A 23960-nucleotide genomic window follows, 5' to 3' on the forward strand; every position below is an offset into this window, starting at 1 on the left:
TACGTTTAAAGGAAGTGTTTTAATAAATATGTATAAACAAGTATCCGCCTGCATGTCGGACTTTAAAATATCCGAGGATGGTAAAATTTGTGCAAAATTTATTTTTCCGGCCGATTTCATCGGCTTCCAGGGGCATTTTCCGGATAAACCGATCCTGCCGGGGATTTGCAAAATCATGGCTGTAAAAGCTATGCTGCAAAGATATTATAACCAAAAATTATCTATCAGCCAGATCGTGACGGCCAAATTTTTTGCTCCGGTTGCATGCGGAGACGAGCTTTTAATTGAATGCAGGAAAAATGACAGGAATCTTGACGGCATTTGTATTGTCAAGGCACTGGTAACCTGCAGAGGAGAAAAAATTTCCAAACTTGAACTTACAATAGAAAAAAACGGAGATGATTTTGCAGCGCCGTAAAAAAAATGGATATTTCAAGCCGATTCCGGGCGCGCCGAAGCCGCTATCCATACAAGTGAAAAAACTGGTTCAGTTCAGTGAGGTCGATGCCCTGGGGATTGTCTGGCATGGCCGTTACCCGGTCTATTTTGAAGAGGCTGCAGCCGCCTTGGGACGGGCCTGCGGTCTTTCATATAAGGATTATTTTGACGCAAATATAGGGGCGCCCATAGTTCAGCTTCATATTGATTATCACCAATCGCTCAGGCTGGAAGATGAATTTGTTGTTAAGGCATCTCTGATCTGGTGTGAAGGAGCAAAGCTCAATACGGAATTTATGATTGTAAAAAAAGACGAGATCATTACAACAACAGGTTATTCAATTCAGATGTTTATCCATAGCAGCACCAATGAATTTTGCCTATATCCCCCTGAACTTCTGGAAAGGTGCAAGCGCCGGTGGTTATCGGGAGAATTAAAATGCCTTCAATAAAATCCGTAGTGGTGGCTTGCGACATGGTCACTTCTTACGGACAGGGAGTAAATTTTTGTTGGAAACGTTTAATGGCCGGCGAAAGCGCCATTGGTGAAATAACGCGTTTTGATACACGGCATTTTAAAACAAATAGGGCCGGTATCATACCCGGTCTTTCCTGCGGCTCCGGCGAATCTATAATTATGAAAATGCTTGCGCCGATGTTTAAAGATAAAAGAGCGCTTATTCCTGAAGACTCATTTCCCATTTTGGCCACAACAACCGGCGAGATAGGTTATTTGGAAGGTCATATAATCACCGGCAAAGGTGAATACAAGCAAAGCGATCCCGGGTTCCTGCTTGAAAAAATCGTCAAACTGACAGGTGTCAAATATCCCGGCTTGCTTGTCTCCGCTGCATGCACATCATCCAATACAGCCGTTGCACACGGCGCAGCTTTGATAAATTCGGGCAGATACGATTCGGTTCTGGTTGTTGCTTGTGACAGCGTCAGTGAATTTGTTTTTTCAGGATTTTCCGCTATCATGGCTTTGGACGAAAATACAGCCCGGCCTTTTGATAAAAATCGAAAGGGATTGACCCTGGGCGAAGCCGCTGGTTTTATTCTGATGATGAGCCCGGAAAGGGCTTTAAGGGAAAAAAGGCCTGTTCTCGGGAAAATTGCCGGATGGGGGCTGACCAGTGATGCGAATCATATGACCGGACCGGCTAAAGACGGCCGCGGACTTGCCGCAGCTATTCATCATGCCCTGCAATCCGCATCCGTCACCATAGATGACGTTGGTGTTATCTCTGCACACGGAACAGGCACCATTTATAATGATGCCATGGAGATGCAAGCCTTTAAAAAAATTTTCACTAAACAGCCCGTCCCGGTATATTCGATAAAAGGTGGTACCGGGCATACCATGGGAGCGGCCGGTTTAGTGGAAATAATTATTGCATTGAAATCTTTGCAGGAAATGACTGCGCCTCCCACTGTTAATCTGCTTGATGCAGATCAGCAAGCGGATGGATGGGTTTTTTCGGAACCTATAAATTTTAAAAAACCTGTTACACTTTCAACCAATTCAGGATTTGGCGGAGTTAACGGCGCGATTGTATTACGGCCCAGTGTGAAAAAATGATCAACATAACCGGCATAGGCTGGATCACGAAAAATAGATACGGACGGATTATACAACAGTCCGCACGGGATTATTCCGATCTTAAATCATTGGCATCTGATTTTGCCGGCCAGGAATTATTTGCATATTCCGTCAAAAATTTTGGACGCTTTGACAAAAGTTCCAAAATGGTCTGTGCCGCTGCTGCCCTGGCTTTTAATGATGCGGGGATCAGATATTCCGCATCTGAAAAAAAAGAGACCGGTATTATCGGAACAGGCGAGGCCGGATGTCTTCAGTCGAACCTTGCTTATTTCAAAGATTATGTTGACAACGGCCGCAGCCTTGGCCGGGGTAATCTGTTTATCTATACTCTCCCCTCAACACCGCTGGCGGAAGCCGCAATCCATTTTGGATGCCGGGGACCCCTTTTGTATATAAAATTCGGGAGGAACAGGATGAGGTCGCTGATAGAATACGCCGGCGACATGATTTCCAGGCATGAGGCCCCATCAATGCTGGCTGTATCAGCGGACGACCATAGAGTAATCTGCATGCTGCTGGAACCGGACAGTTCGGTTCATCATAAAAAAGGACTAATGATAGAAGATCAGTCTCTTACAGCGGAGATAGCTTTTATCGCAAAAGGAATATCGTGAAACTTAAGCTAATATACCCCAAATGGCCGAAATTAAAGAATCAGCCTGAATTTAATCTTCCTCCTCACGGCCCGGTTGTTTTTGCAGCGGCTCTGAGTGATGATATTGAAATATCCTTTTGTGACGAAAATGTGGAAGAACTGAAATTTGATAATGACGCTGATTTAATCGCCTTGTCGGTAATGCTCACCTGCCAGATTCCACGCGCCTGGAAAATTGCCGATCAATACCGGGGTATGGGAAAAAAGGTTATATTCGGCGGAATCGCAACCATGCTGCATGTTCAGGAAACCATGGCTCACGCAGATGCGGTTTTTATCGGCGAGGCCGAGGGACATTTCAGCAGGGTTGTCGATGACTTACGCAAAGGACGGCTTAAAAAAATATATGACTTTAAATCCGATTTTCCGGATACCGTCCTGATCGGACCTGCCAGGCGCAGTATTCTGAAGCGTGATCTGTATAATTTCCGGGGCGTTCAGATGGTCGATCTGGTGCATGCCTCCCGTGGCTGCCGTTTTAACTGCTTTCCATGTTGCACTCCTTTTTTGGGAGGACGCAAATTCAGGCCCCGGCCTATGGAAAAAGTTGTAGAAGAATTCGCCGGCATAGATAATAACCGTCTTTTTATAGTCGATAATTCCCTGGCGCAGGACGATGACTGGGAAAAGGAACTCTTTAAAGCCATTGCTCCTTTGAAAAAAAAATGGATATCACATCCCATAAAGGATGATGATGAGATCCTCGACCTGGCGGCAGAGGCGGGCTGCTGGTACATGTATCAGGCTATAGTAGACACATCTGACCATATTCGTAATAAAATCAAGCGGATCAAGGAGCGCGGCATAGGAGTTGAAGGGACTATCCTGCTGGGGCTGGACGATCATGACGAGGATTACATTAAACGCCTCGTCGATTTCCTGCTTGAAATTGACCTCGATCTGGCGGAGTTTACAATTCTTACCCCTTTTCCGCATACAAGAATCAGAACCCAACTGGAAAAAGAAAACAGGATTATCCATAATGACTGGTCCCGCTATACGGCCGGCGAGGTTGTTTTTAAACCTGCAAAAATGTCGGTGGATGCCCTGGAGAGGATGTACCAATATGCCTGGGATACTTTTTACGCTGATTGCTGCAAAGAAATCAAGATGGCCAAACTTTACCTTAAAGTCATAGAAAAGGAAAAAAAGGACGGAACCTATAACAATATACGCCTCAGCGCAAACCGTTCATGGAAGAAACAGCCATGAAAGTTTTGCTCATTTCTTCCAATATTGCCGGCACCCCTTATCCTGTATACCCGCTGGGGTTGAGCATGGTTTCCCAGGCCCTGCAGGATGCAGGCAACGAGGTATATCTGTTTGATTTTCTTGAAAAAAAAATGTCGCTCGATGCGCTGGGCGAAAAAATAAAAAAAATTAACCCTGGAATCATAGGCGTTTCAATCCGGAATATAGATAATGTAAACCTTTTAAATGAAGAGAGATATATAGATGTAGTTAAAAAAATCGTTCAAAAAATAAAATCGCATACAGATGCCAAAATAGTTCTGGGCGGCTCAGGTTTTTCCATAATGCCGGAAGTTATTCTTAGTGAGGTAGGGGCTGATTACGGGATTGTGGGCGAAGGTGAGTCCTCCATGGTAAAGCTGGTATCTGATGCTCAACAAGGAATATATCCTGAACAAAAATGCCTGAAATCGCCCCTGACACTCAGCGGCAGCCGGATACCTTCGGCAGATTATACCCCCTGTCTGATGGAATTTTATAAAAAAAGCGGGAATGTTACCCCTGTCCAAACCAAAAGGGGCTGCCGACACAAATGCATTTACTGTTCATATCCGCTTTTAGAGGGCTCGACTATTCGATGCCGTCATCCCGAGGATGTAGTTAATGATATCAAGAACCTGGTGGAAAAGCATGGAGCCAACTATATTTTTTTTATAGATTCGGTTTTCAATGACGACCAGGGGCACTATATCGACTTGATCAGGGAGATGAAAAAAAGAGACGTTCATGTTCCATGGACAGCATTTTTTACGCCGGAACATATTAATGACCAATATATTATAATGATGAAGCAGACCGGACTGACGGCCGCTGAAATCGGCGCCGATGCTTCCACGGATACCACATTGAAAAAACTGGGCAAATCGTTTATATTTAAAGATATTATCGATTTTAATGACCGGTTTACTGAACACGGAATTGCAACCGCGCACTTCTATATGTTCGGCTCCCCGGGTGAAACAAAAGAAACCGTATTGCAGGGCATGGAAAATATTAAAAGCATGCAAAAAACCGTTTCATTCATGTTTATGGGAATAAGAATTCTTCCTGACACTCCTCTTGCAGGGATAGCACAAAAAGAAGGAATTATTTCAAAAACATGCAACCTTTTGGAACCTGTATATTATATTGCTCCGGGACTGGATAAAAAATGGCTTGAAAAAACATTAACCGCCGGGTTTTCCGATACAAGGAACTGTGTCTTTCCTCCTGATGCATTAGACAGCAGCCTGCAATTTCTGCATAAAATAGGATATTCCGGTTCCATGTGGGATATGCTGCTTTCAGATAAAAGAAAACGCAGAAAAAAATAAGAAATATGACTTTTGAACCTGAACATATTTGGTGCGTAATCCCGGTATTTAATAACAGGGATACAGTCAAACAAGTCGCGCAAGGCTGCCGTAAACTGGTGCGTCATGTAATTGTCGTGGATGACGGAAGCAAAGATACAGATGTAAAAAAACTTTTTTCAGGAACAGATATTATTGTTCTAACTCATGAAAAAAACAGGGGAAAAGGCTGCGCAATCAAAACCGCCCTGAAATTTATAAAGACAAAAGGCGGCCGATTCATGATCACCATTGATGGAGACGGACAGCATTATCCTGCTGACATTCAAAATTTTTTGTCAAAATTATCTGACGACACTATTGTTGTAGGATGCAGGCGCTTTAGTGGCAACAAAAATATCCCGGGGGCAAGCAGGTTTGGAAGAAAATTTGCAAACATGTGGCTGCAGATAGAAACTGGTGTTTATATAGATGACTGCCAAAGTGGATTCCGTGCATATCCGGTTGAATATATTTCACAAATTCCTTTACATGGCTCATATTATGATTTTGAAACAGAAGTCCTGGCCAGGGCAGTATGGAAAGGACTCCGACTCGAAACTGTTCAGATTGATGTCTCGTATCCCAAGCCTGAACTCCGTGTTTCAAACTTTAAACCGTTTATAGACAATTTTCGTATATCATGCATGCATGCGCGATTAACAGGAAGAAGGCTCATACCATTTCCGCATAAAAAACTTGTTAAAAAAAATATTAAACATGATTATTTATGGCTTTTTCTTCATCCTGCACAACTGATTAAAGGGTTACTAAAAGAAAACGCATCCCCTGAAGGCTTGGCTACGGCCGCGGCTGTGGGAACTTTTTTAGCTACATTGCCCCTTTTATTTGTTCATACCCTGGTGATTCTTTATGTTGCTGCCTGCCTTAATTTAAATAAAGTCATGGCCGTTTCCATTCAGAATATTTGTATGCCTCCTTTTATCCCGATGGTTTGTGTTGAACTAGGCTATTATATGAGGCATGGTGAATGGTTAACTCATTTTTCATTCAAAATAATGCTGGAGGAACTTCATGCCAGGCTGTTTGAATGGCTTCTTGGATCACTGGTCGTAGCGCCTCTTTTATCTGCCATAGTCGGCATAATTGTTTTTTTTACCGCCCGCAAGCTGATAAAAATTCCTGTTTCATATGAAAACAAGTTTTAAAAATAAAAGAAGAGGGAACAGGCTCGGTTTCTGGTTTTTCAGGGTTTCATTGTCTGTTTTCGGATTAAAAGGGGCATACGGTTTACTATATTTTGTATGTCTTTATTATTTTCTTTTTGACAGGACGGCTGTTTCAGCCGCTCGGGCTTATATTCACAAAAGATTTCCGGGAGCAGGTTTTTTGAAATCCTGTTTTCACATATACATACTCTTAATCAATCAGGGAAAACAGCTTATTGACAGATATGCGGCTGTTTCCGGACAAGTCGATTTTAATATGCGGTTAAACGGATATGAATGTCTGATTAATATAGCGGACAATTCCGACCGGGGGTTTATTTTACTTACATCACACGTAGGCAACTGGCAGATAGCTCTGACTGCATTAAACAAAATCGGGAAAAAAGTATATCTCCTTATGCGCAGGGAGGATAACCCGGCTGTTATTGAAACGCTTCAGGTGGGAATAGAAAAGGGAGCGATAGAGATAATATCGCCTGATCAATATATGGGAGGTGTTATCGAAATAATGAATGCCTTGAAAAATGGACATATTGTTTCGATCATGGGCGACAGGAGTTACGGCGTAAACACATTGGATATTCCATTTCTCGGAGAAACAGCATTCTTTCCATACAGCGCTTTCAGCATGGCTGCGGCACAGGGATGCCCGATAGTTGTTTTATTCGCAGCTAAAGTCGACTATACGAGCTATTTAGTGGATGTTAGCAATATATTACGCCCTGAATATAAGGGCAGAAGAAACAAAAAAGAACAATTAAGATACTGGGTAATGAGTTTTGCAGAACTTATTGAAGCATTTGTATCAAAACATCCTTACCAATGTTTTTTATTTCATGATGTTTGGAAAAAGGAGATAGTTGATGGGAGAGCAGCAGGGCAATAGTTTGCCGGAGATTCGTGAAGAGTTAAAAAAACTTCTTGTGGAAAACCTGGCGCTTGATGATATTAACCCGGAAGAAATAAAAGACGATGAAATTCTTTTTGGTGACGGGCTTGGTCTTGATTCCCTGGACGCAGTGGAAATAGTGGTAATTCTCCAGAGGAACTTCGGCCTTGAAATACAGGATATGGAGCAGGGTCAAAAAATATTTTATTCAATCGAGACCCTTGCAAATTATGTTTATGAAAACATTAACCAATGAAGATTGCAATAACCGGAACCGGTATCATTTCCGCCGCTGGCAGAGGTGTCAAAGAGACACTTGCAACATTCAAATCCGGCATCGGCAATCCCGGCCCGGTCTCCGGCTTTTCGACGGATTTATCGTATCCTGTTTTTGAAGTAAAAAATCTATACATAACGAAGCAACAAGATGGTATGCGCACCATCCGGCTTGCCCAGACTGCTGCCGGAGAGGCTGTGGCCGAAGCAGGCCTCTCGGATAAGCTCTCTCCGTACCGTGTGGGGGTTTGCCTTGGCACCACTGTGGCCGGCCAGTTGAATGATATAGATTTTTATCGTAAATACCGCAGCAGCGGCGCCGGCCCTGCAGAACCGGTGGATCGTTATTTAAATGGCAACCTTGCCGAAAGTATTGCCTGTACATTACAAGTTGACGGACCTCAAATGACAGTGGTAAATGCATGCTCATCAGGCGCTGATGCAATCGGTGTTGCTGCTGCCTGGCTGAAAAGCGGGCTTTGTGATATAGCTATTGCAGGAGGCGCGGACGAACTTAACCGGGTTCCGTTTTGCGGCTTTGGTTCGCTTGGCATTTTGTCCGGTTCGGCATGCAGACCATTTGACAGGGAAAGAAACGGATTAAACCTGGGAGAAGGCGCCGGGATTCTGGTTCTGGAGCCGGAAGCTTCTGCACGGAACAGAGGCATTGAACCATTATTATTTCTGTCCGGATACGGCTCTGCAGGCGATGCCTACCATCTCACAGCGCCGCATCCTGAAGGCGCAGGACTGGAATCTGCAATTAAAGCCGCGCTGGATGAGGCCAGTATAAGCCCGGATGATATATCCTTTGTCAATGCACACGGCACAGGCACAAGAGAAAACGACAAGGTTGAAGGCGCAATGCTGTTAAAAATGTTCGGGTCTGAAATTAAATTTTATTCCACCAAAGGTTTTACCGGGCATACTCTTGGAGCAGCCGGAGGTCTTGAAGCCGCATTTACCGCAATAGGCCTGAAAGAGGGCTGGATTCCGGCCGGCCCGGGTTTCAAATCTGTTGATGATCAAATATCCATCAGCCCGGTCACAAAGATTACTCCCGTAAAGGGTACTTTTGCGCTTTCTACATCACTGGCCTTCGGAGGCGCCAATACTGCGCTGATTATCAGCCTGGAATAACGAATGAATATTACCGGAATAGGTACGGTTTTTACAAGAGGACGTGGTATCAACAACTTTGAGGCGGCATTGATCGAGGGCTGGGTCCCTCCGCTTCAGCAACCATACTCCCTGCTTCCTGATAAGTCTTTGCCTGTATACACAGTTAATAAGGAATATCTCGTCGATAAAAAACTGTTAAAAAGAATTCGCAGGGCCGATAAATTCAGCAAAATGGCGGTTCTTGCGGCCTGTGATGCTGTTATTGACAGCGGCCTTGGCGCCGACAAGATCGAATCTACAGGAATAATTCTTTCAACGGCATTCGGTCCCCATGCAACAACGTTTCGTTTTCTTAATGATATTATAGATTATGGCGACGGAGGAGTATCCCCGACTCTTTTTTCCAATTCAGTTCATAATGCCGCTGCATCCTATATCGCATCAGTCTTGAACATTCACGGGCCTACTTTAACACTGACCCAATTTAAATCCTCCTTTCACCAGGCCCTGATTCTGGCCGGACTCTGGATTGAGCAGCAAAGATGTGATAATGTTCTGGTTGGAAGTGTGGACGAATGCAGCGATGTGATGAAATATATATGTGCGGAAAAGCTTGAAATTGCAGGGGACGGCAAGATCAGGCCTTTCCGGTTTTCTCCTGTTGCGCCGGCTGTTCCAGGAGAAGGATCCGTTTTTTTCCTTGTCTCTAAACAAGATAGGCCGGGAAAGTATTGTAAAATTTCATCTGTAACAACGGGAAACAACTTAATTGACGAAAAGAGACCCGATATGTATATTCTTGATGCCGACGGAATGGGAGGCGATGAGACTGGATACTTGCAATTTGCCTCATCCGGTGCAATAATTACAGGATATGCACCTGTTTCCGGCAGCATGATGGCAGGCAGCGCTTTTAATTGCGCAGCCGGCGCTTTGATGCTGAAAAACCGGGTTAAATACAGGTGCCCGGTTCAGGATAATCCCCACTCCGTAAACCTGTGTTTAAAAACCGAACCTGCGGATATTGATTATATCAGATGTATAAAAAATAATTGCAGTGGAGAAACTTCCGCTGTCAGCCTGCGGCGGGCCGGAGCTTGAGCGAGCCCTTATGGAGGAAAATGAAACATATCGAAGAAACCCTTGTCAATGAACTTGCGGTAATTTTATCCAGAGATCCTGCTGCAATATTGCCTGAAACACCCCTGCATGAACTCGGAGTTGATTCCTTGAGCTTTGTTGAACTTCTTGTTTTTATTGAAAAAACATTTAAGATACAATTAATGGAATCAGGTTTGACCAAAAAAGATTTTCAGACTGTCCGTTCCCTTTCATTTACCATAAGCAAAATGAGCAACCCGCCCTTATAAATTTATATGCTTCTTTCAGTATTATTAAAAAATATCACAGACAGGCGATATTTGACCGGTATGGACTGGCTTGTCCATGTGTTTGACTATATGACCAAACAGGCCACCGGCGTTGGAAACATATCACAGCTTGTCTTTGAGCTTGCAGGTGAATTGGATGAAAATCAACTTAAAAGCGCACTTAAGAAGTTGATCCAAAAGTATCCACTCCTGTCAGGGCATCCGGCGCGGGCTTTTAACCTTGCCCCATACTGGAAAATACCATCAGAAAAAAATACTGTCAGGATACCGTTTAATACTGATCAAATCGGAACAGACGCAAAAAACGGCTGGATAATCCGCTTGCTGGAACGATCTGTTAATGCCCCATTTAACAGCGAAAAGGAACATCTTGCGTTTAATCTCATAAAAGCGGGAAAAAAAAGTTTTTTAGCTATGACATTCGACCACCGCTTGCTGGACGGGAGGGGAGCCGAGGCATTTTTAGGTTTGCTGCAGGATGAATGGGACAGCAATTTTGAACTGTCAACGGATGTTTCTGTTACGGAACCTCCTCATCTTTCCGGGTGGGTTAGAAAATTCAAGGCAGGGCAAAAGGTCAACCGCTTATTATTACGGATAGCTGAAAATGCGCCTCCGCTTGTTTTACCTGTTGGGCCGCCTTTAAAATATCCTGATTTTAAATTTAAGTTGCTTTTTTTCAGCAAGGACAAGAGCGATAGAATTATTGAAAAATCGAATAATGAGGCCGGATACCTGATGCTGATGCCTTTTCTGCTGGCATCCTCTGTTAATGCACTGCATTCTGCTTTTAAAGCAAGGGGAATAGTGGGCAGTGATTATCTTGTGCCGGTCGGAATAGATATGCGTTCACCTGAAAAGATTAAAAAACAAGTATTTTTTAACCATGTTTCTTTTTTTATGCTCAAAATTAAGGCGGACAAATCAGATGACCTGAATTTTATTTTAAACTCCATCAAGTCTCAGATATATGACCAGGTCCGGAACGGCGTGCTGAACAATTTTATAGAAGCCGGAATGCTTTTACGAATTGCGCCCCCTGCTCTATTGAGCCGCCTGATACTCCTGCCTTTCAAGGGAGTCATTTCGTCTTTCAGTTTTTCTTATGTTGGAGAATCCGCATTCAAGTCAAATGAATTTATGGGCCGGGAGGTATTAAACCTTACCCATATGCCCAGGGTTCCTGTCCCGCCCGGTATTGGAATATTTTTTCAAAAATTTAAAGGAAAACTCAACGCTGTTTTATCCTATAAGCAGGATCTATTGTCCGATAATGAGGCAAACTTGATTACAGGCGTCTTGAAATCCGTGCTTGGAGCCTAAATGTCCCGCAAACAAATAGAATGTGAAGTGCTGGTTGTGGGGGGTGGTGTTGCCGGTTTATGCGCCGCCGTCACCTCTGCCAGGTCAGGCGCTGAAACTATTCTGATTGAAAAAAATGATTTCCCGGGCGGCACGGCTGTTACCGGTTTGCATAGTTTTATTTGCGGGCTCTATTTAAACGGCGTAACAATGCCGGGGAAGACCCTGAACAGGGGTATTGCGCGTGAAATCACGGCGGGATTAAAAAGACTTGCTCCAGGGACAAATATTTATAAAATGGGAAGGGTGTATGTCCTCCCGTTTTCAACAGGAGATCTTGTTTCTGTTTTCAGGGCATTGAGTGAAAACACTGACCGCCTGGTCCTTTTGTATAATACCAGGGCTGTTTCCGTGCAATCAGGGCATGACAGAATTGTTTCCGTAACCGCATGTGATTTAATGGACCAAATTGATATCAAGGCCGGATTTGTCATAGATTGTTCGGGTGATGGTGTAATAATTAAATTAGCAGGCTTGAAATACAGATCGGCGACGCCGGATAAACGTCAATTGGCAGGATTTACATTTAAGCTCAAGGGCCTTTACCCTCCGGATGATATGGCAAGTATTAAGGTGCCGTACTATCTGGCCCGGGCGGTAAGAGCACAAAAGATTCCTTTTCACCTGAAGTTTACCACTTTTATTGCAGAGGATGATGGGGATGAAGGTTTTTGCCGGCTCGCCATTCCTCCCGGTTCAGAAGCGAATAGAGTGTTACAGGCACAAGCGGATGCCCGGCTGGTACATTCTGTTCTTAGAAAAAAGATCCCTGCTTTTCGGGATTCTTACATCATGGAAAAATCTTCAGCCGTAGTTGACCGGGAGGGGATCCGTTTAAGCGGCGAATATTTATTGACCGGAGAGGATGTGTTAAAGGGTAAAAAGTTTTCTGACGGCATAGTCAAAAGTTCATGGCCGATAGAGTTTTGGTACCAAAACAGGGGCCCACGCTATCAATATCTGTTACCTGGTGATTACTATACAATTCCTTTCGGATGTCTCAAGGATAAAATGATAAAAAATTTTTTATGCGCCGGACGATGTATATCAGTAACCGGTGAAGCATTAGGCTCCACCCGGGTTATGGGCACCTGTATGTCGATGGGTGAGCAGGCCGGCCAAGTCGCCGCATCAGGATATAGATTTCCACATAAATAATTTCACTGCGTTATCGGTCGTCGGAGTATTATAATACGCCTTCCTCCCTCTGGCCTTGTGCAATTAATTATCTGAAAATCTATAGAAAAAGTTTATCTCTATTTTATTGATCAAAGCATCAAAACCCCTCCAGCTAAACAAGGTCTGTCATCCATTGCGGGAATCGATAAAGGTTGTTTTTCGGGAAATAAAATTTGTTGTACCAATGCGGACTATTTGCAAAGATTATCTGCGGAGCATAAAAAATGAATATTGTTGAATTAATCAGAAAGGAAACTTCGGCTTTTCAGGATAAAATCGCAGTTATACAGAACGATGATAAGCTTTCCTATAAAGAACTGTTGGTTAAGATTAATAAAGCAGCCGACGAGTTAAAAAGAAACGGTCTAGGGCAGGGAGATCGGGTCGGATTATTATGTGAAGACTCTATAGATTATATCATTACCTGTTTGGCAGTACTCTCCGTTTATGCGGTGATAGTTCCGGTTCCGGATTCTTGTTCACATGCCGAAACGGATGAGCTTATTGACCGGATAGACGTAAACTTTTTTATCTTTGACAGATCTGAATATTCTACTGAATCCTATAGTAATGACAGCAAGATTGTTTTTGCCGATATTGTTGTGACAAAAGAACTTTGGATTTATAAACGCAGGGCAGACAACAGCTTGCCCGGAGAGTATCACAATCTTAATCCTGCGTTTATAAGATTTACATCAGGAACTACAGGTGAGAGCAAGGGGGTTCTCCTTTCCCATGAAACCATAGTTCAAAGAACGGATGCTGCTAATAATGCTCTGGATATAACTTCCGATGATGTGGTGATCTGGATGCTTTCCATGAGTTTTCATTTTGTGGTCACAATTTTGCTTTTTTTAAGGCAAGGCGCAACCATTATAATCTGTTCAGGCTCGTTTCCCGATTCACTGCAGCAAGGACTGAAAAACAATAGGGGCACATTTATCTATGCATCACCCTTTCATTACCGAATGATGATAAAATCAGATATGTTCCCGCCTGCAACATTCAGTTGCTACCGTCTGGCAGTATCAACCGCCACACATTTATCTGTATCCACAGCCGCCGATTTTCACAGGAAATTCGGATTGGAACTCTCCCAGGCCTACGGTTTGATTGAGGTCGGGCTTCCGTTTATTAATAATTCAAAAAACCCTGCCAAACGTGAATCTGCAGGAAAAATTCTTCCTGATTACAGGGTCAGAATTGCAAATCCGAATCAAGAGGGAATCGGTGAAATATATATAAAGGGCAAAGGGATGTTTGATGCCTATTTTTCACCATGGAGGAGCAGAAACCAGGTTGCACCGGACGGATGGTTTGCGACCGGCGACCTTGGCAGACTGGATAATGACGGTTTCCTTTTTATTGCGGGGCGTAAAAAAAACATCATAAATTTTACCGGCATGAAGATATTTCCATATGAGGTGGAATATGTAATTAATCAGTACCATGAGGTGCAAGACTCCCTGGTTTACGCCAATCCGCACAATATTTACGGAGAACTGCCATGTGCCAGGATAGTGCTGAAAAACGGGACAACAGACGATTTTGATTTAAACAAACTCAGAAAATTTTGCTATCAGCGCCTTGCTTCATATAAAGTGCCCAAAGAATTTATACTTGTAAAAGAATTAGACAGGACAGCCAGCGGCAAACTCAAACGGTGATGATCTATAAAGGAATGGTGGATTTCTTGCCGCTTTAAAGATATAAAATTTAATTTATTGATCTACATACAAAATGTATTGGAGTTGCATAAAAAAATGTTTGAAAGGTTTGATTTATAATGGATAATCGATTCTTTGAACAACCCATCCTCAACTCCCCATATGAATATCCGGCACTGCACTGGGAGCTTGATAATGAAGGCCAGCCGACACAGCGAATTATTAAAAACCGTCGCAGCGCAAAGTTCATCACTCCGATTCCAAAGCCGAAAAAACGCAAAAACAAAGATGCGCCCCAACAACAGGAATTTGTTTTCGACGAGGGCAAGGGGCTTTCAACTAAAGAGCAACAATACGACCCAACGCCGATCATCAATGCCCTTCGTCGTGATGTGGATAAATGGCGAACTTTAAAGAATCCAAATGACTGGAAAGTTAGTCCCGAAACGGCCCGCCTGATTCAGCACTGGCGTCACCATAAGTTCAATGATATCCGCCCATTCTTTTGTCAGGTGGAAGCAATCGAGACGGCCATCTGGCTTACCGAGGTCGCCCCAAAATCCGGTAAAAGCGAAAAAGGCTTTCTTAAACATCTTGTAAACGCAAACAACGACGCAAACCCGGAACTTATGCGCCTGGCTCTGAAAATGGCTACAGGCACAGGTAAAACTACCGTTATGGCAATGCTGATTGCCTGGCAGACCATCAATGCCGTGCGTCGCCCCACCAGTAAAAAATTTACACGAGGTTTCCTGATTGTCACTCCGGGCATAACTATCCGCGATCGGCTTCGCGTACTTTTTCCCAATGATCCGGACAGCTACTATGCAAGCCGTGAATTGGTGCCAAACGATATGCTTTCTGATCTGAAACGGGCAAAAATTGTAATTACCAATTATCATGCGTTTAAACAGCGTGAACGAATGGAACTTTCCAGGGGAGGTCGTTCCCTGCTTCAGGGCCGGGGCGAAGCTTTAAATACATTAGAAACAGAAGGCCAGATGATTCAGCGGGTGATGCCCGACCTCATGGGAATAAAAAATATCATGGTGTTCAATGATGAGGGGCACCATTGTTATCGAGAGAAACCAGGCGAAAATGATGTAAGTACTTTGAAAGGTGATGATAAAAAAGAAGCCCAAAAAAATAATGAAGCCGCACGTCTCTGGATTTCCGGTCTTGAGACTGTTAATCGAAAACTCGGCATTTCGCGTGTTATTGATTTATCGGCAACACCATTTTTTTTAAGCGGCTCCGGTTATGTCGAAGGCACCCTGTTTCCATGGACCATGAGTGATTTTTCATTGATGGATGCCATTGAATGCGGAATCGTCAAACTGCCGAGAGTACCGGTAGCCGACAACATACCCGGAGAAGAGATGCCAAAATTCCGAAATCTCTGGCAGCATATTGGTAAAAAAATGCCAAAAAAAGGTAGAGACAAGTCAAAAGTTCTTGATCCTCTCAGCCTGCCGGTTGAACTGCAGACCGCGCTGGAAGCCCTTTACGGGCATTACAAAAAAACATATGATCTATGGGAAGAAAACGGCATTCATGTGCCGCCCTGCTTTATCATTGTCTGCAACAACACCTCCACATCCAAACTGGTTTATGATTATATTTCCGGTTTTTACAGGGAGAATGAAGATGGTACAAGTCAGTTAGTAAATGGCCGTTTGGAGCTGTTTAGAAATTTTGATGAACATGGCAATCAGTTGGGGCGTCCAAACACCTTGCTTATTGACAGCCGGCAACTGGAATCCGGCGATGCGCTGGATAAAAATTTTCGGAACATGGCAGCCGACGAAATTGATCGTTTCCGCCGGGAAATTATCGAGCGCACCGGTGACCGTTGTCAGGCTGAAAATATTACGGATCATGATCTGCTCAGGGAGGTCATGAACACTGTCGGCAAGCAGGGACGACTGGGTGAATCGATCCGATGCGTGGTGTCAGTCTCCATGCTCACCGAGGGATGGGATGCCAATACTGTCACCCATATTCTTGGCGTGCGTGCGTTTGGAACACAGCTTTTGTGTGAACAGGTTATTGGCCGCGCTCTGCGCCGTCAATCTTATGACCTTAACGAAGAAGGTCTCTTCAATGTTGAGTATGCCGATATACTGGGAATCCCGTTTGATTTCACAGCCAAACCGGTGATAGCGCCGCCTCAGCCGCCAGGAGAAACCATCCATGTCAAAGCGGTTCGACCTGAACGCGACGCTCTTGAAATAAAATTTCCCCGTGTCCAGGGTTATCGCGTTGAATTGCCAAAAGAACGTCTGACGGCTGAGTTTAATGAAGACTCTGTTCTGGAGTTGACACCGGGTATCGTTGGTCCGTCTATTACCAAAAATCAGGGCATAATCGGTGAGGGTGTGGATCTCAGCCTGAAGCATCTAAAAGACATGCGGCGATTAACCCTGCTGTTTCACGTTACCAAACGTTTACTATACACAAAATGGCGAGATCCTGACAAAGATCCCGAGCTGCATTTGTTTGGTCAGCTCAAGAGAATCACAAGGCAGTGGCTTGACAATTGTCTGCTCTGTAAAGGCGGCACGTATCCGGCCCAGTTGATGTACCAGGAACTGGCTGACATGGCCTGTGAACGGATTACTGCCGCCATTACCCGTTCCCTGATCGGGGAACGACCTGTCAAAGCAGTGCTTGATCCGTATAATCCCACCGGCTCCACCATGCACGCAAACTTCAATACCTCCAAAAAGAGCCGCTGGCAAACAGATGCCCGGCGATGTCATATCAACTGGGTGATTATTGACAGCGACTGGGAGGCCGAATTCTGCCGAGTAGCGGAATCTCATCCAAAAGTAAAGGCATATGTCAAGAACCATAACCTTGGGCTGGAAGTCCCATACCGCTATGGATCTGAAATGCGGACGTACCTGCCTGATTTCATTGTCCTGATTGATGACGGCCGGGACAAGCCTATGAACCTGATTGTTGAAATCAAGGGATATCGCCGCGAGGATGCCAAAGAAAAAAAATCTACTATGGAGACCTACTGGGTTCCTGGCGTAAATAACCACGGACATTATGGGCGCTGGGCATTTGCTGAATTTACCGAAGTTTACCGGATCGAATCTGACTTTAAAGCAAAAGTTGAAGCGGAATTTAATAAAATGATTGAACAGGTATTAATAACGGGAAAGGTTTAATTAGGATGCCGGCCATTCGTCTGAAAATATTCATTAGCAGCGTTCAAAAGGAATTCCAGGATATTCGCCGGGATCTCAAGGTCTTTCTTCTTGGCGACGCTGTTTTGCGTCGTTTTATATCCGATGTTTTTCTCTTTGAAGAACTGCCGGCCAAGGATCGCTCTGCGGATCAGGTCTACCTTGAAGCGGTTGAACAATGTGATATTTATGTGGGTATCTTCGGCTACGAATACGGATACGAAGACAATGACGGCGTTTCCCCCACTGAACACGAGTACTACCATGCTACTGAACACCAAAAAACCCGTTTGATTTACGTTTGGGGCAGGGACGAAAAAAAACGTGCACCCAAAATGAAGCAACTGATTCGAAAGGCCGGTGATGGGCTGATTCGCCGCCGCGTCGAAGACGTCAGTGCCCTGACCGCAGAAATTTATGCCAGTCTTATTGATTATCTTGACGGAATGGGGGCGCTGCGCATTCCGCCGTTCGACACCTCGGCTTGTGACGGAGCGACCCTCAAGCAGATTTCCCGCAAACGCATCGACTGGTTTATAGAGACCGCCCGCCGGGAACGCGGATTTCCCCTTAAACCCAGGACAAGCACAAAAGCGCTTCTCACCCATCTAAATCTGTTGGAAAATGGGAAACCAACCAACGCCGCGACACTGCTTTTCGGAGTCAATCCCCAGCGATTCCACCGCCCTGCCGAAACCAAGTGCATTCATTGCCACGGCACTATGTATCGACGGCCGTTTGCATCCCAGCAGATATACACAGGGGATCTTTTTGAACAAGTAGATCAAGCCCGCGATTTCGTTCTTGCAAAGATCAACAGGGCCGTCGGCACCCGCGCGGACAGCATCACCGCACCGGCCACTTATGAACTTCCACCCGATGCCGTGGGTGAGGCCATTGTTAATGCCATTGCCCATCGTGATTACCATAGTAATGCCTCCGTGGAGATACGTCTCTTTGTCGACCGGCTGGAAGTTTGGAACCCCGGTGTTTTGCCCGGTACTTTAACGCTGGAGAGTCTGCGGGTTGACCACCCTTCTTTGCCCGGCAATCCGCTGATTGCGGAATCTCTTTATTTAGCGCGATATATTGAAAAGGCCGGTTCCGGCATCCAAATGATGATTGAGCAGTGCAGTGCAGCAGGTCTTCCTGAACCGGATTTTGAGCAGCGCCAGGGATCTTTCGTTAACACACTGTGGCGGGACTGGCTGACGGAAGAGGTGCTGTCTGTATATAATTTGAACGACAGGCAGAGAAAGGCCGTGGTCTACTTAAAGACACATGGAAAAATCTCCAACGCAGAATATCAACAGGTGGCAAATTCCATTAAGAAGACTGCTACGAGAGATCTAAACGGTTTGAAGAAAAAAGGGATCATTGAGCAAGTAGGCAGTCGTGGACCAGGCGTCCACTATGTCATTTCGAAGAAAAGGGACAAAATGGGGACAAATGGGACATGAATTTCATCATACTGGAAAAGGGACAAAATGGGGACAATGGGGACATCTCATGTCATTCAAAGAAAGGCCTCACAAACGCATCAAACGCCTCATTGGGTCATGGATGAATGCTCTATGCTAAAAATTGCCTTCATTATGCAAAAGGCCAGTACTTTAAACTGGACATAAGCCAGACGAACAGAATACGAACCATCAACACTGGATTGAATTATGCCGCGCAAAAAGAAAAAAATCAGCAAAACCGTTGAAACCATTACACACGCTGAAGCAATCCGCAAGAACATCCCTACGGCTGAATATCAGTCTGTAATGCGAAAAGACGAAGAAACGCCTATTCAAATCGCATACGAACGCCGCAACCGCGATCTGGACCCCCAGCTTGTCTGGCGCGGCAAGGATGAACAGGACTGGTCTGACCTGGTAGTGCATGCCCCGCCTTTGTACATCCAGGAAAAGGTTCATCCAAAGGTCTTGATTGACGATTTGATCAAACAGACCGAGGCGCAGGAAAAGTCGGGTATAGCTCAACAGATGGATCTTTTTTCCGATTTTAACGGTCTGCCCAGCGAAGGCGCAAAAACCGAATTCTACCAGCACGATGCAAACTGGTCCAATCGAATGATACTTGGCGACAGTTTGCAGGTCATGGCGTCTCTGGCCGAACGCGAGGGGCTTCGTGGAAAAGTGCAATGCATTTATCTTGATCCGCCTTATGGGATTAAATTCAATTCCAATTTCCAGTGGTCAACGACGAGTAGGGATGTGAAGGATGGCAAGGTTGACCATATTACCCGGGAACCGGAACAGGTGAAGGCATTTCGGGATACATGGCGGGATGGGATTCATTCGTATTTGACTTATTTGCGGGATCGGTTGACTGTGGCTCGGGATTTGTTGACGGAGTCGGGGTCGATCTTTGTTCAAATTGGAGATGAGAATGTGCATCGGGTACGGGCTTTGATGGATGAGGTGTTTGGGGATGAGAATTTGGCATCTACTATCGCTTTTAAAAAGACTTCAGGCACAGGGTCTCGTTATCTTGAGAATATCTACGACTATGTGTTGTGGTACGCAAAAAAAATTGATCATCTTAAATATAGGCAGCTTTTTACGAAAAAAAGCGACCAATTGTTTGACACTCAATATTCAGGAAAAGACGAAATCCGAGAGCATACAGTGACCGGGGATCCTCGCTTCATGCCTGGTGATATGAGTTCGCAAGGTGCAAGTGAAGCTGGGACATATCCTTTCTTATATCTTGGGAAAACATACAAACTTCCACCAAACACTCATTGGAAGGCTTCGCAAGAAGGTTTGCCAAGATTGGCAAAAGCAAGTCGACTTGTAGGAATCGGCAAGCGTCTTCGATATCGACGCTTCGCTGATGATTTTCCGGTAGTAACGTTCAATAATTCTTGGGATGATACTGTGATTTCAGGATATGCCGAATCAAAATTATATGTCGTTCAAACATCTGGGAAGGTAATTCAGCGGTGCCTAATGATGGCGACAGACCCAGGTGACCTCGTTCTCGACCCTACATGCGGCTCGGGTACCACAGCTTACGTTGCCGAGCAATGGGGCCGTCGCTGGATCACCATTGACACTTCACGTGTTGCACTTGCGCTTGCCCGCGCCCGCATCATGGGCGCTCGTTATCCCTATTATCTTTTGTCTGACAGCCGTGATGGGCAACTCAAGGAAGCTGAAGTCTCCCGAACCGCTCCGTCAGAAGCACCGACCCAAGGCAATATCCGTCAAGGATTTGTTTACGAACGTGTTCCACACATCATGCTTAAATCAATAGCTAACAATACAGAAATTGATGTAGTCTGGGAAAAATTCCTGAAAATTTTGGAGCCATTGAGAGAGAAAGTCAATAAGTCGCTCGGCAAAAATTGGGAAGAATGGGAAATCCCCCGTGAAGCAGACGACAAATGGTCAAACAAAGTCAAAAAATTCCATAACGAATGGTGGAGACACCGCATTGCCCGGCAAAAGGAAATTGATGCATCCATCGCGGCAAAAGCGGATTTTGAATATCTCTACGACAAACCCTATGAAGACAAAAAAAAGGTTCGAGTGGCAGGCCCTTTCACCGTTGAAAGCCTGTCTCCCCACCGTGTGCTGACCGTGGATGAAAACGATGAATTGATTGACACTGTTGCAGAATCCCAAGAGGGCTATGGAGAGAAGCAGGATTTTGCGGGAATGATTCTGGAAAACCTTAAAACCGCAGGCGTGCAGCAGGCCCACAAGGAAGACAAAATCAATTTATCATCCATTACTCCCTGGCCTGGGTACTATGTTTGCGCGGAAGGCAAATATATTGAAGGTTATACTGAAACCAAGGCTGAAAAACGCGCCGCCATTTTCATCGGCCCTGAGTTTGGCACAGTAACACGGCCGGACCTGGTTTCTGCCGCCCGTGAAGCCGGTGATGGGGATTTTGATGTGCTGATTGCCTGCGCATTTAATTACGACGCGCACTCATCGGAATTTGACAAACTTGGCCGCATACCCGTGCTTAAGGCCAGGATGAATGCCGACCTGCACATGGCTGATGATTTAAAAAATACCGGCAAAGGAAACCTGTTTGTAATTTTCGGTGAACCTGACATTGACATTCTGAATGCTGAAGACGATCAGATTCAGGTAAAAATTAACGGCGTAGATGTATTTCATCCCAACACCGGCGAAGTCCGCAGTGACGGGGCCGAGGGCATTGCCTGCTGGTTCATTGATACCGACTACAACGAGGAAAGCTTCTTTGTCCGCCATGCCTATTTCCTCGGCGCAAACGATCCGTACAAGGCATTAAAAACCACCCTCAAAGCCGAAATCAACCAGGAAGCCTGGGAGACTCTTAACAGCGACACATCCCGCCCGTTTAACAAACCAAAATCCGGCCGTATTGCTGTGAAGGTGATCAATCATCTGGGTGATGAGGTGATGAAAGTGTTCAAGGTGAACTGATGAACTTCCGAATAGCCGATACATTCACCGACAATCTTGCAAAATTAAGCAATGATGAACAAAAGGCCGTCAAAACTACTGCTTTTGATTTGCAATTGAATCAGGCCAATCCAGGCATGCAGTTTCACAATATTGAAAGGGCCAAGGATCTCAATTTCTGGTCTGTGCGGGTCAACCGTGATATTCGTTTAATCGTCCATAAAACCCGGGACAATTTAATGCTTTGTTACGCAGGACATCATGATGATGCCTATCAATGGGCGGAAAGACGAAAACTGGAAACACATCCTAAAACCGGCGCTGCCCAATTTGTTGAAATCAGAGAAACAGTCAAAGAAATCACCATTCCCAGATATGTTGATAAAAAATATCCCAAAGAACCTAAACCTCTTTTATTTGAAAATATATCTGATGATGATCTCCTGACCTACTTTGAATATGATGGCTTTAAACAATAACAAGATTCTGCTCGTTTATCCACTCGGTTATAGAGCCGAGGCGGCAGCACACGATATCTCCAGAATAGCCGGCATAATGCCGCCGATCGGGCTGATCAGTATTGCAGCATTTCTTGAACGTCGCGGAATAAAAACTACAATTGTCGATTGCTATGCCAGGCCAAACGCAGATACTCTTATCCGTGATTATCTCCTGTCCAATAAGCCGGCCTATATTGCTTTTAGTTGCACCACTTCCAATTTCCTGGACGGCATTCGCATTGCAAGAGCTGTAAAAAGTATCCAGCCGGATATAAAAACTGTTTTCGGCGGAGCGCATGTTTCAGCCCTGAAAAAAAAAGTTTTATATCACTTTCCGGATGTCGACTTTGCCATAGTTGGCGAAGGCGAACAAACCCTGGCAGATCTGGTTGAAAGAGGGCATGATGGGGCAGGATCAATAAAAGGGATTGTGCTGCGTGAAGATAAGGGAAAAATATCTTTTACCGGTTACAGGAAGGATATGCTTGATCTTGATACGCTTCCGTTTCCAGCTTATGAAAAACTTCAAGGATATCCCCAGGCATACAAAATGCCGATTTTCAACTACCCCGAAAATCCCGGCACAAGCTGCATTTCCAGCCGCGGCTGCCCGTATCAATGCAGCTATTGCGACAGATCTGTGTTTCAGCGAAGTTTTCGGTATAATTCGGCCATATATTTATATGAACATTTGAAATATTTAAAAGAACGATTTAGGATTCGGCACCTGGCTTTTTACGATGATCAGTTTACTTTTAATCGTAAAAGAGTGGCGGAGTTTACCCAAATGTTGATTGACCGTCCCCTGGGAATAACTTTCAACTGCGTTGTCAGGGCCGAACATATTGATTTTGAGCTTCTTTTGCAAATGAAAGCCGCGGGCTGCTGGATGATCAGCCTTGGTATCGAAACAGGCGATCCGGATCTGCTTGCCCGGCACAGACAGAATCCGGATCTCGATCTTCTGGCCCAAAAAATATATTTAATCAAAAAGGCCGGGATACGTGTTAAAGGGCTTTTAATGATCGGCTTGCCCGGCGAAACAGAAGCAAGCATTAAAAAAAGCATGGATTATGTATTTTCACTTCCCATTGACGACATTAATCTGGCCAAATTTACTCCCTTTCCCGGCTCCCCGATTTACGAAAATATAAACGAACTGGGAAAATTTGATGAAGACTGGGAACAAATGGATTGCATGAATTTTCAATTCATCCCCAAAGGGATTACAAAGCAAAAGCTGGAAGAACATTTTATAAAATTTTACAAAACATATTATACGCGTCCTGCAACACTTTTTAATTATTTCTCCATGCTCTGGCGTTCTCCGGATAGTTGGAAGCGCTTTATCCTTAATCTTGGTGATTTTTTAAAATTTGCAAAAAGCAATAAACGTTTTAGATGAATCGGTGATATTCAAACACAAACCTGCTATAAACTGCAGGATGAGGTAAATTTGCTCAAAAGCGAGCACGGAAAGGTGAAGCAAAC

20 protein-coding genes are annotated in these 23960 nt (G+C 44.7%); all 20 read left to right on the top strand.

The genetic code is table 11. The annotated features are described in order from the left end of the window. Positions 1 to 28: 28 nt before the first annotated feature. Positions 29 to 418 carry a hypothetical protein gene (locus BuS5_RS02130; RefSeq protein WP_027352606.1) on the top strand — a complete coding sequence of 130 codons (390 nt, stop codon included), beginning with the start codon at positions 29 to 31 and terminating at the stop codon, positions 416 to 418. Then, a complete protein-coding gene (locus BuS5_RS02135) occupies positions 405 to 890 on the top strand; it encodes an acyl-CoA thioesterase (protein ID WP_198012155.1) in 486 nt (161 codons plus the stop codon). The genes BuS5_RS02130 and BuS5_RS02135 overlap by 14 nt, the downstream gene beginning before the upstream one ends. Next, the gene (locus BuS5_RS02140; protein ID WP_051374500.1) at positions 878 to 2020 is read left to right on the top strand and encodes a beta-ketoacyl-[acyl-carrier-protein] synthase family protein; all 1143 of its coding nucleotides are present in this window, start codon (positions 878 to 880) and stop codon (positions 2018 to 2020) included. The genes BuS5_RS02135 and BuS5_RS02140 overlap by 13 nt, the downstream gene beginning before the upstream one ends. Beyond that, a complete protein-coding gene (locus tag BuS5_RS02145) occupies positions 2017 to 2658 on the top strand; it encodes a hypothetical protein (protein ID WP_027352604.1) in 642 nt (213 codons plus the stop codon). Before BuS5_RS02140 ends, BuS5_RS02145 begins: the two co-directional genes overlap by 4 nt. Then, the gene (locus tag BuS5_RS02150; protein WP_027352603.1) at positions 2655 to 3911 is read left to right on the top strand and encodes a B12-binding domain-containing radical SAM protein; all 1257 of its coding nucleotides are present in this window, start codon (positions 2655 to 2657) and stop codon (positions 3909 to 3911) included. Before BuS5_RS02145 ends, BuS5_RS02150 begins: the two co-directional genes overlap by 4 nt. Beyond that, positions 3908 to 5263, top strand: coding sequence for a lipid biosynthesis B12-binding/radical SAM protein (locus BuS5_RS02155; protein ID WP_027352602.1), 1356 nt, complete (start codon positions 3908 to 3910; stop codon positions 5261 to 5263). Before BuS5_RS02150 ends, BuS5_RS02155 begins: the two co-directional genes overlap by 4 nt. Positions 5264 to 5268: 5 nt before the next feature. Further along, positions 5269 to 6450: a DUF2062 domain-containing protein gene (locus tag BuS5_RS02160; RefSeq protein ID WP_027352601.1), complete on the top strand. Its 1182-nt coding sequence runs from the start codon at positions 5269 to 5271 to the stop codon at positions 6448 to 6450. A 181-nt stretch (positions 6451 to 6631) separates the two neighbouring features. After that, positions 6632 to 7357, top strand: a complete 726-nt coding sequence (locus BuS5_RS02165) for a lysophospholipid acyltransferase family protein (RefSeq protein ID WP_274427976.1) — start codon at positions 6632 to 6634, stop codon at positions 7355 to 7357. Beyond that, entirely contained in the window at positions 7335 to 7616 is a 282-nt protein-coding gene (locus BuS5_RS02170) for a phosphopantetheine-binding protein (RefSeq protein ID WP_198012154.1), read from the top strand. Before BuS5_RS02165 ends, BuS5_RS02170 begins: the two co-directional genes overlap by 23 nt. Continuing rightward, a complete protein-coding gene (locus tag BuS5_RS02175; RefSeq protein ID WP_027352598.1) occupies positions 7613 to 8776 on the top strand; it encodes a beta-ketoacyl-[acyl-carrier-protein] synthase family protein in 1164 nt (387 codons plus the stop codon). Before BuS5_RS02170 ends, BuS5_RS02175 begins: the two co-directional genes overlap by 4 nt. Before the next feature lie 3 nt (positions 8777 to 8779). Further along, positions 8780 to 9859, top strand: a complete 1080-nt coding sequence (locus BuS5_RS02180; RefSeq protein ID WP_027352597.1) for a beta-ketoacyl synthase N-terminal-like domain-containing protein — start codon at positions 8780 to 8782, stop codon at positions 9857 to 9859. Between the two features lie 20 nt (positions 9860 to 9879). After that, a complete protein-coding gene (locus BuS5_RS02185) occupies positions 9880 to 10128 on the top strand; it encodes an acyl carrier protein (protein ID WP_027352596.1) in 249 nt (82 codons plus the stop codon). A gap of 60 nt (positions 10129 to 10188) precedes the next feature. Continuing rightward, the gene (locus BuS5_RS02190; RefSeq protein WP_157487281.1) at positions 10189 to 11472 is read left to right on the top strand and encodes a hypothetical protein; all 1284 of its coding nucleotides are present in this window, start codon (positions 10189 to 10191) and stop codon (positions 11470 to 11472) included. Further along, the gene (locus BuS5_RS02195) at positions 11473 to 12669 is read left to right on the top strand and encodes an FAD-dependent oxidoreductase (RefSeq protein ID WP_027352594.1); all 1197 of its coding nucleotides are present in this window, start codon (positions 11473 to 11475) and stop codon (positions 12667 to 12669) included. Between the two features lie 245 nt (positions 12670 to 12914). Beyond that, positions 12915 to 14357 (top strand): class I adenylate-forming enzyme family protein, encoded by a 1443-nt coding sequence (locus tag BuS5_RS02200; RefSeq protein WP_027352593.1) that lies wholly within the window; start codon positions 12915 to 12917, stop codon positions 14355 to 14357. Between the two features lie 119 nt (positions 14358 to 14476). Next, on the top strand, positions 14477 to 17536 hold the full coding sequence (locus tag BuS5_RS02205) for a BPTD_3080 family restriction endonuclease (protein ID WP_027352592.1): 3060 nt from the start codon (positions 14477 to 14479) through the stop codon (positions 17534 to 17536). Between the two features lie 5 nt (positions 17537 to 17541). Next, positions 17542 to 19014, top strand: a complete 1473-nt coding sequence (locus tag BuS5_RS02210; protein ID WP_051374499.1) for an ATP-binding protein — start codon at positions 17542 to 17544, stop codon at positions 19012 to 19014. Between the two features lie 210 nt (positions 19015 to 19224). Next, positions 19225 to 21990, top strand: coding sequence for a site-specific DNA-methyltransferase (locus tag BuS5_RS02215; RefSeq protein ID WP_027352591.1), 2766 nt, complete (start codon positions 19225 to 19227; stop codon positions 21988 to 21990). After that, the gene (locus tag BuS5_RS02220) at positions 21990 to 22448 is read left to right on the top strand and encodes a hypothetical protein (RefSeq protein ID WP_027352590.1); all 459 of its coding nucleotides are present in this window, start codon (positions 21990 to 21992) and stop codon (positions 22446 to 22448) included. Before BuS5_RS02215 ends, BuS5_RS02220 begins: the two co-directional genes overlap by 1 nt. Then, positions 22429 to 23874, top strand: coding sequence for a B12-binding domain-containing radical SAM protein (locus tag BuS5_RS02225; protein WP_027352589.1), 1446 nt, complete (start codon positions 22429 to 22431; stop codon positions 23872 to 23874). The genes BuS5_RS02220 and BuS5_RS02225 overlap by 20 nt, the downstream gene beginning before the upstream one ends. The last annotated feature ends 86 nt before the right edge of the window (positions 23875 to 23960 follow it).

Origin of the sequence: Desulfosarcina sp. BuS5, from assembly GCF_028752835.1 — a bacterium.
In the GTDB taxonomy this organism is placed as follows: domain Bacteria; phylum Desulfobacterota; class Desulfobacteria; order Desulfobacterales; family BuS5; genus BuS5.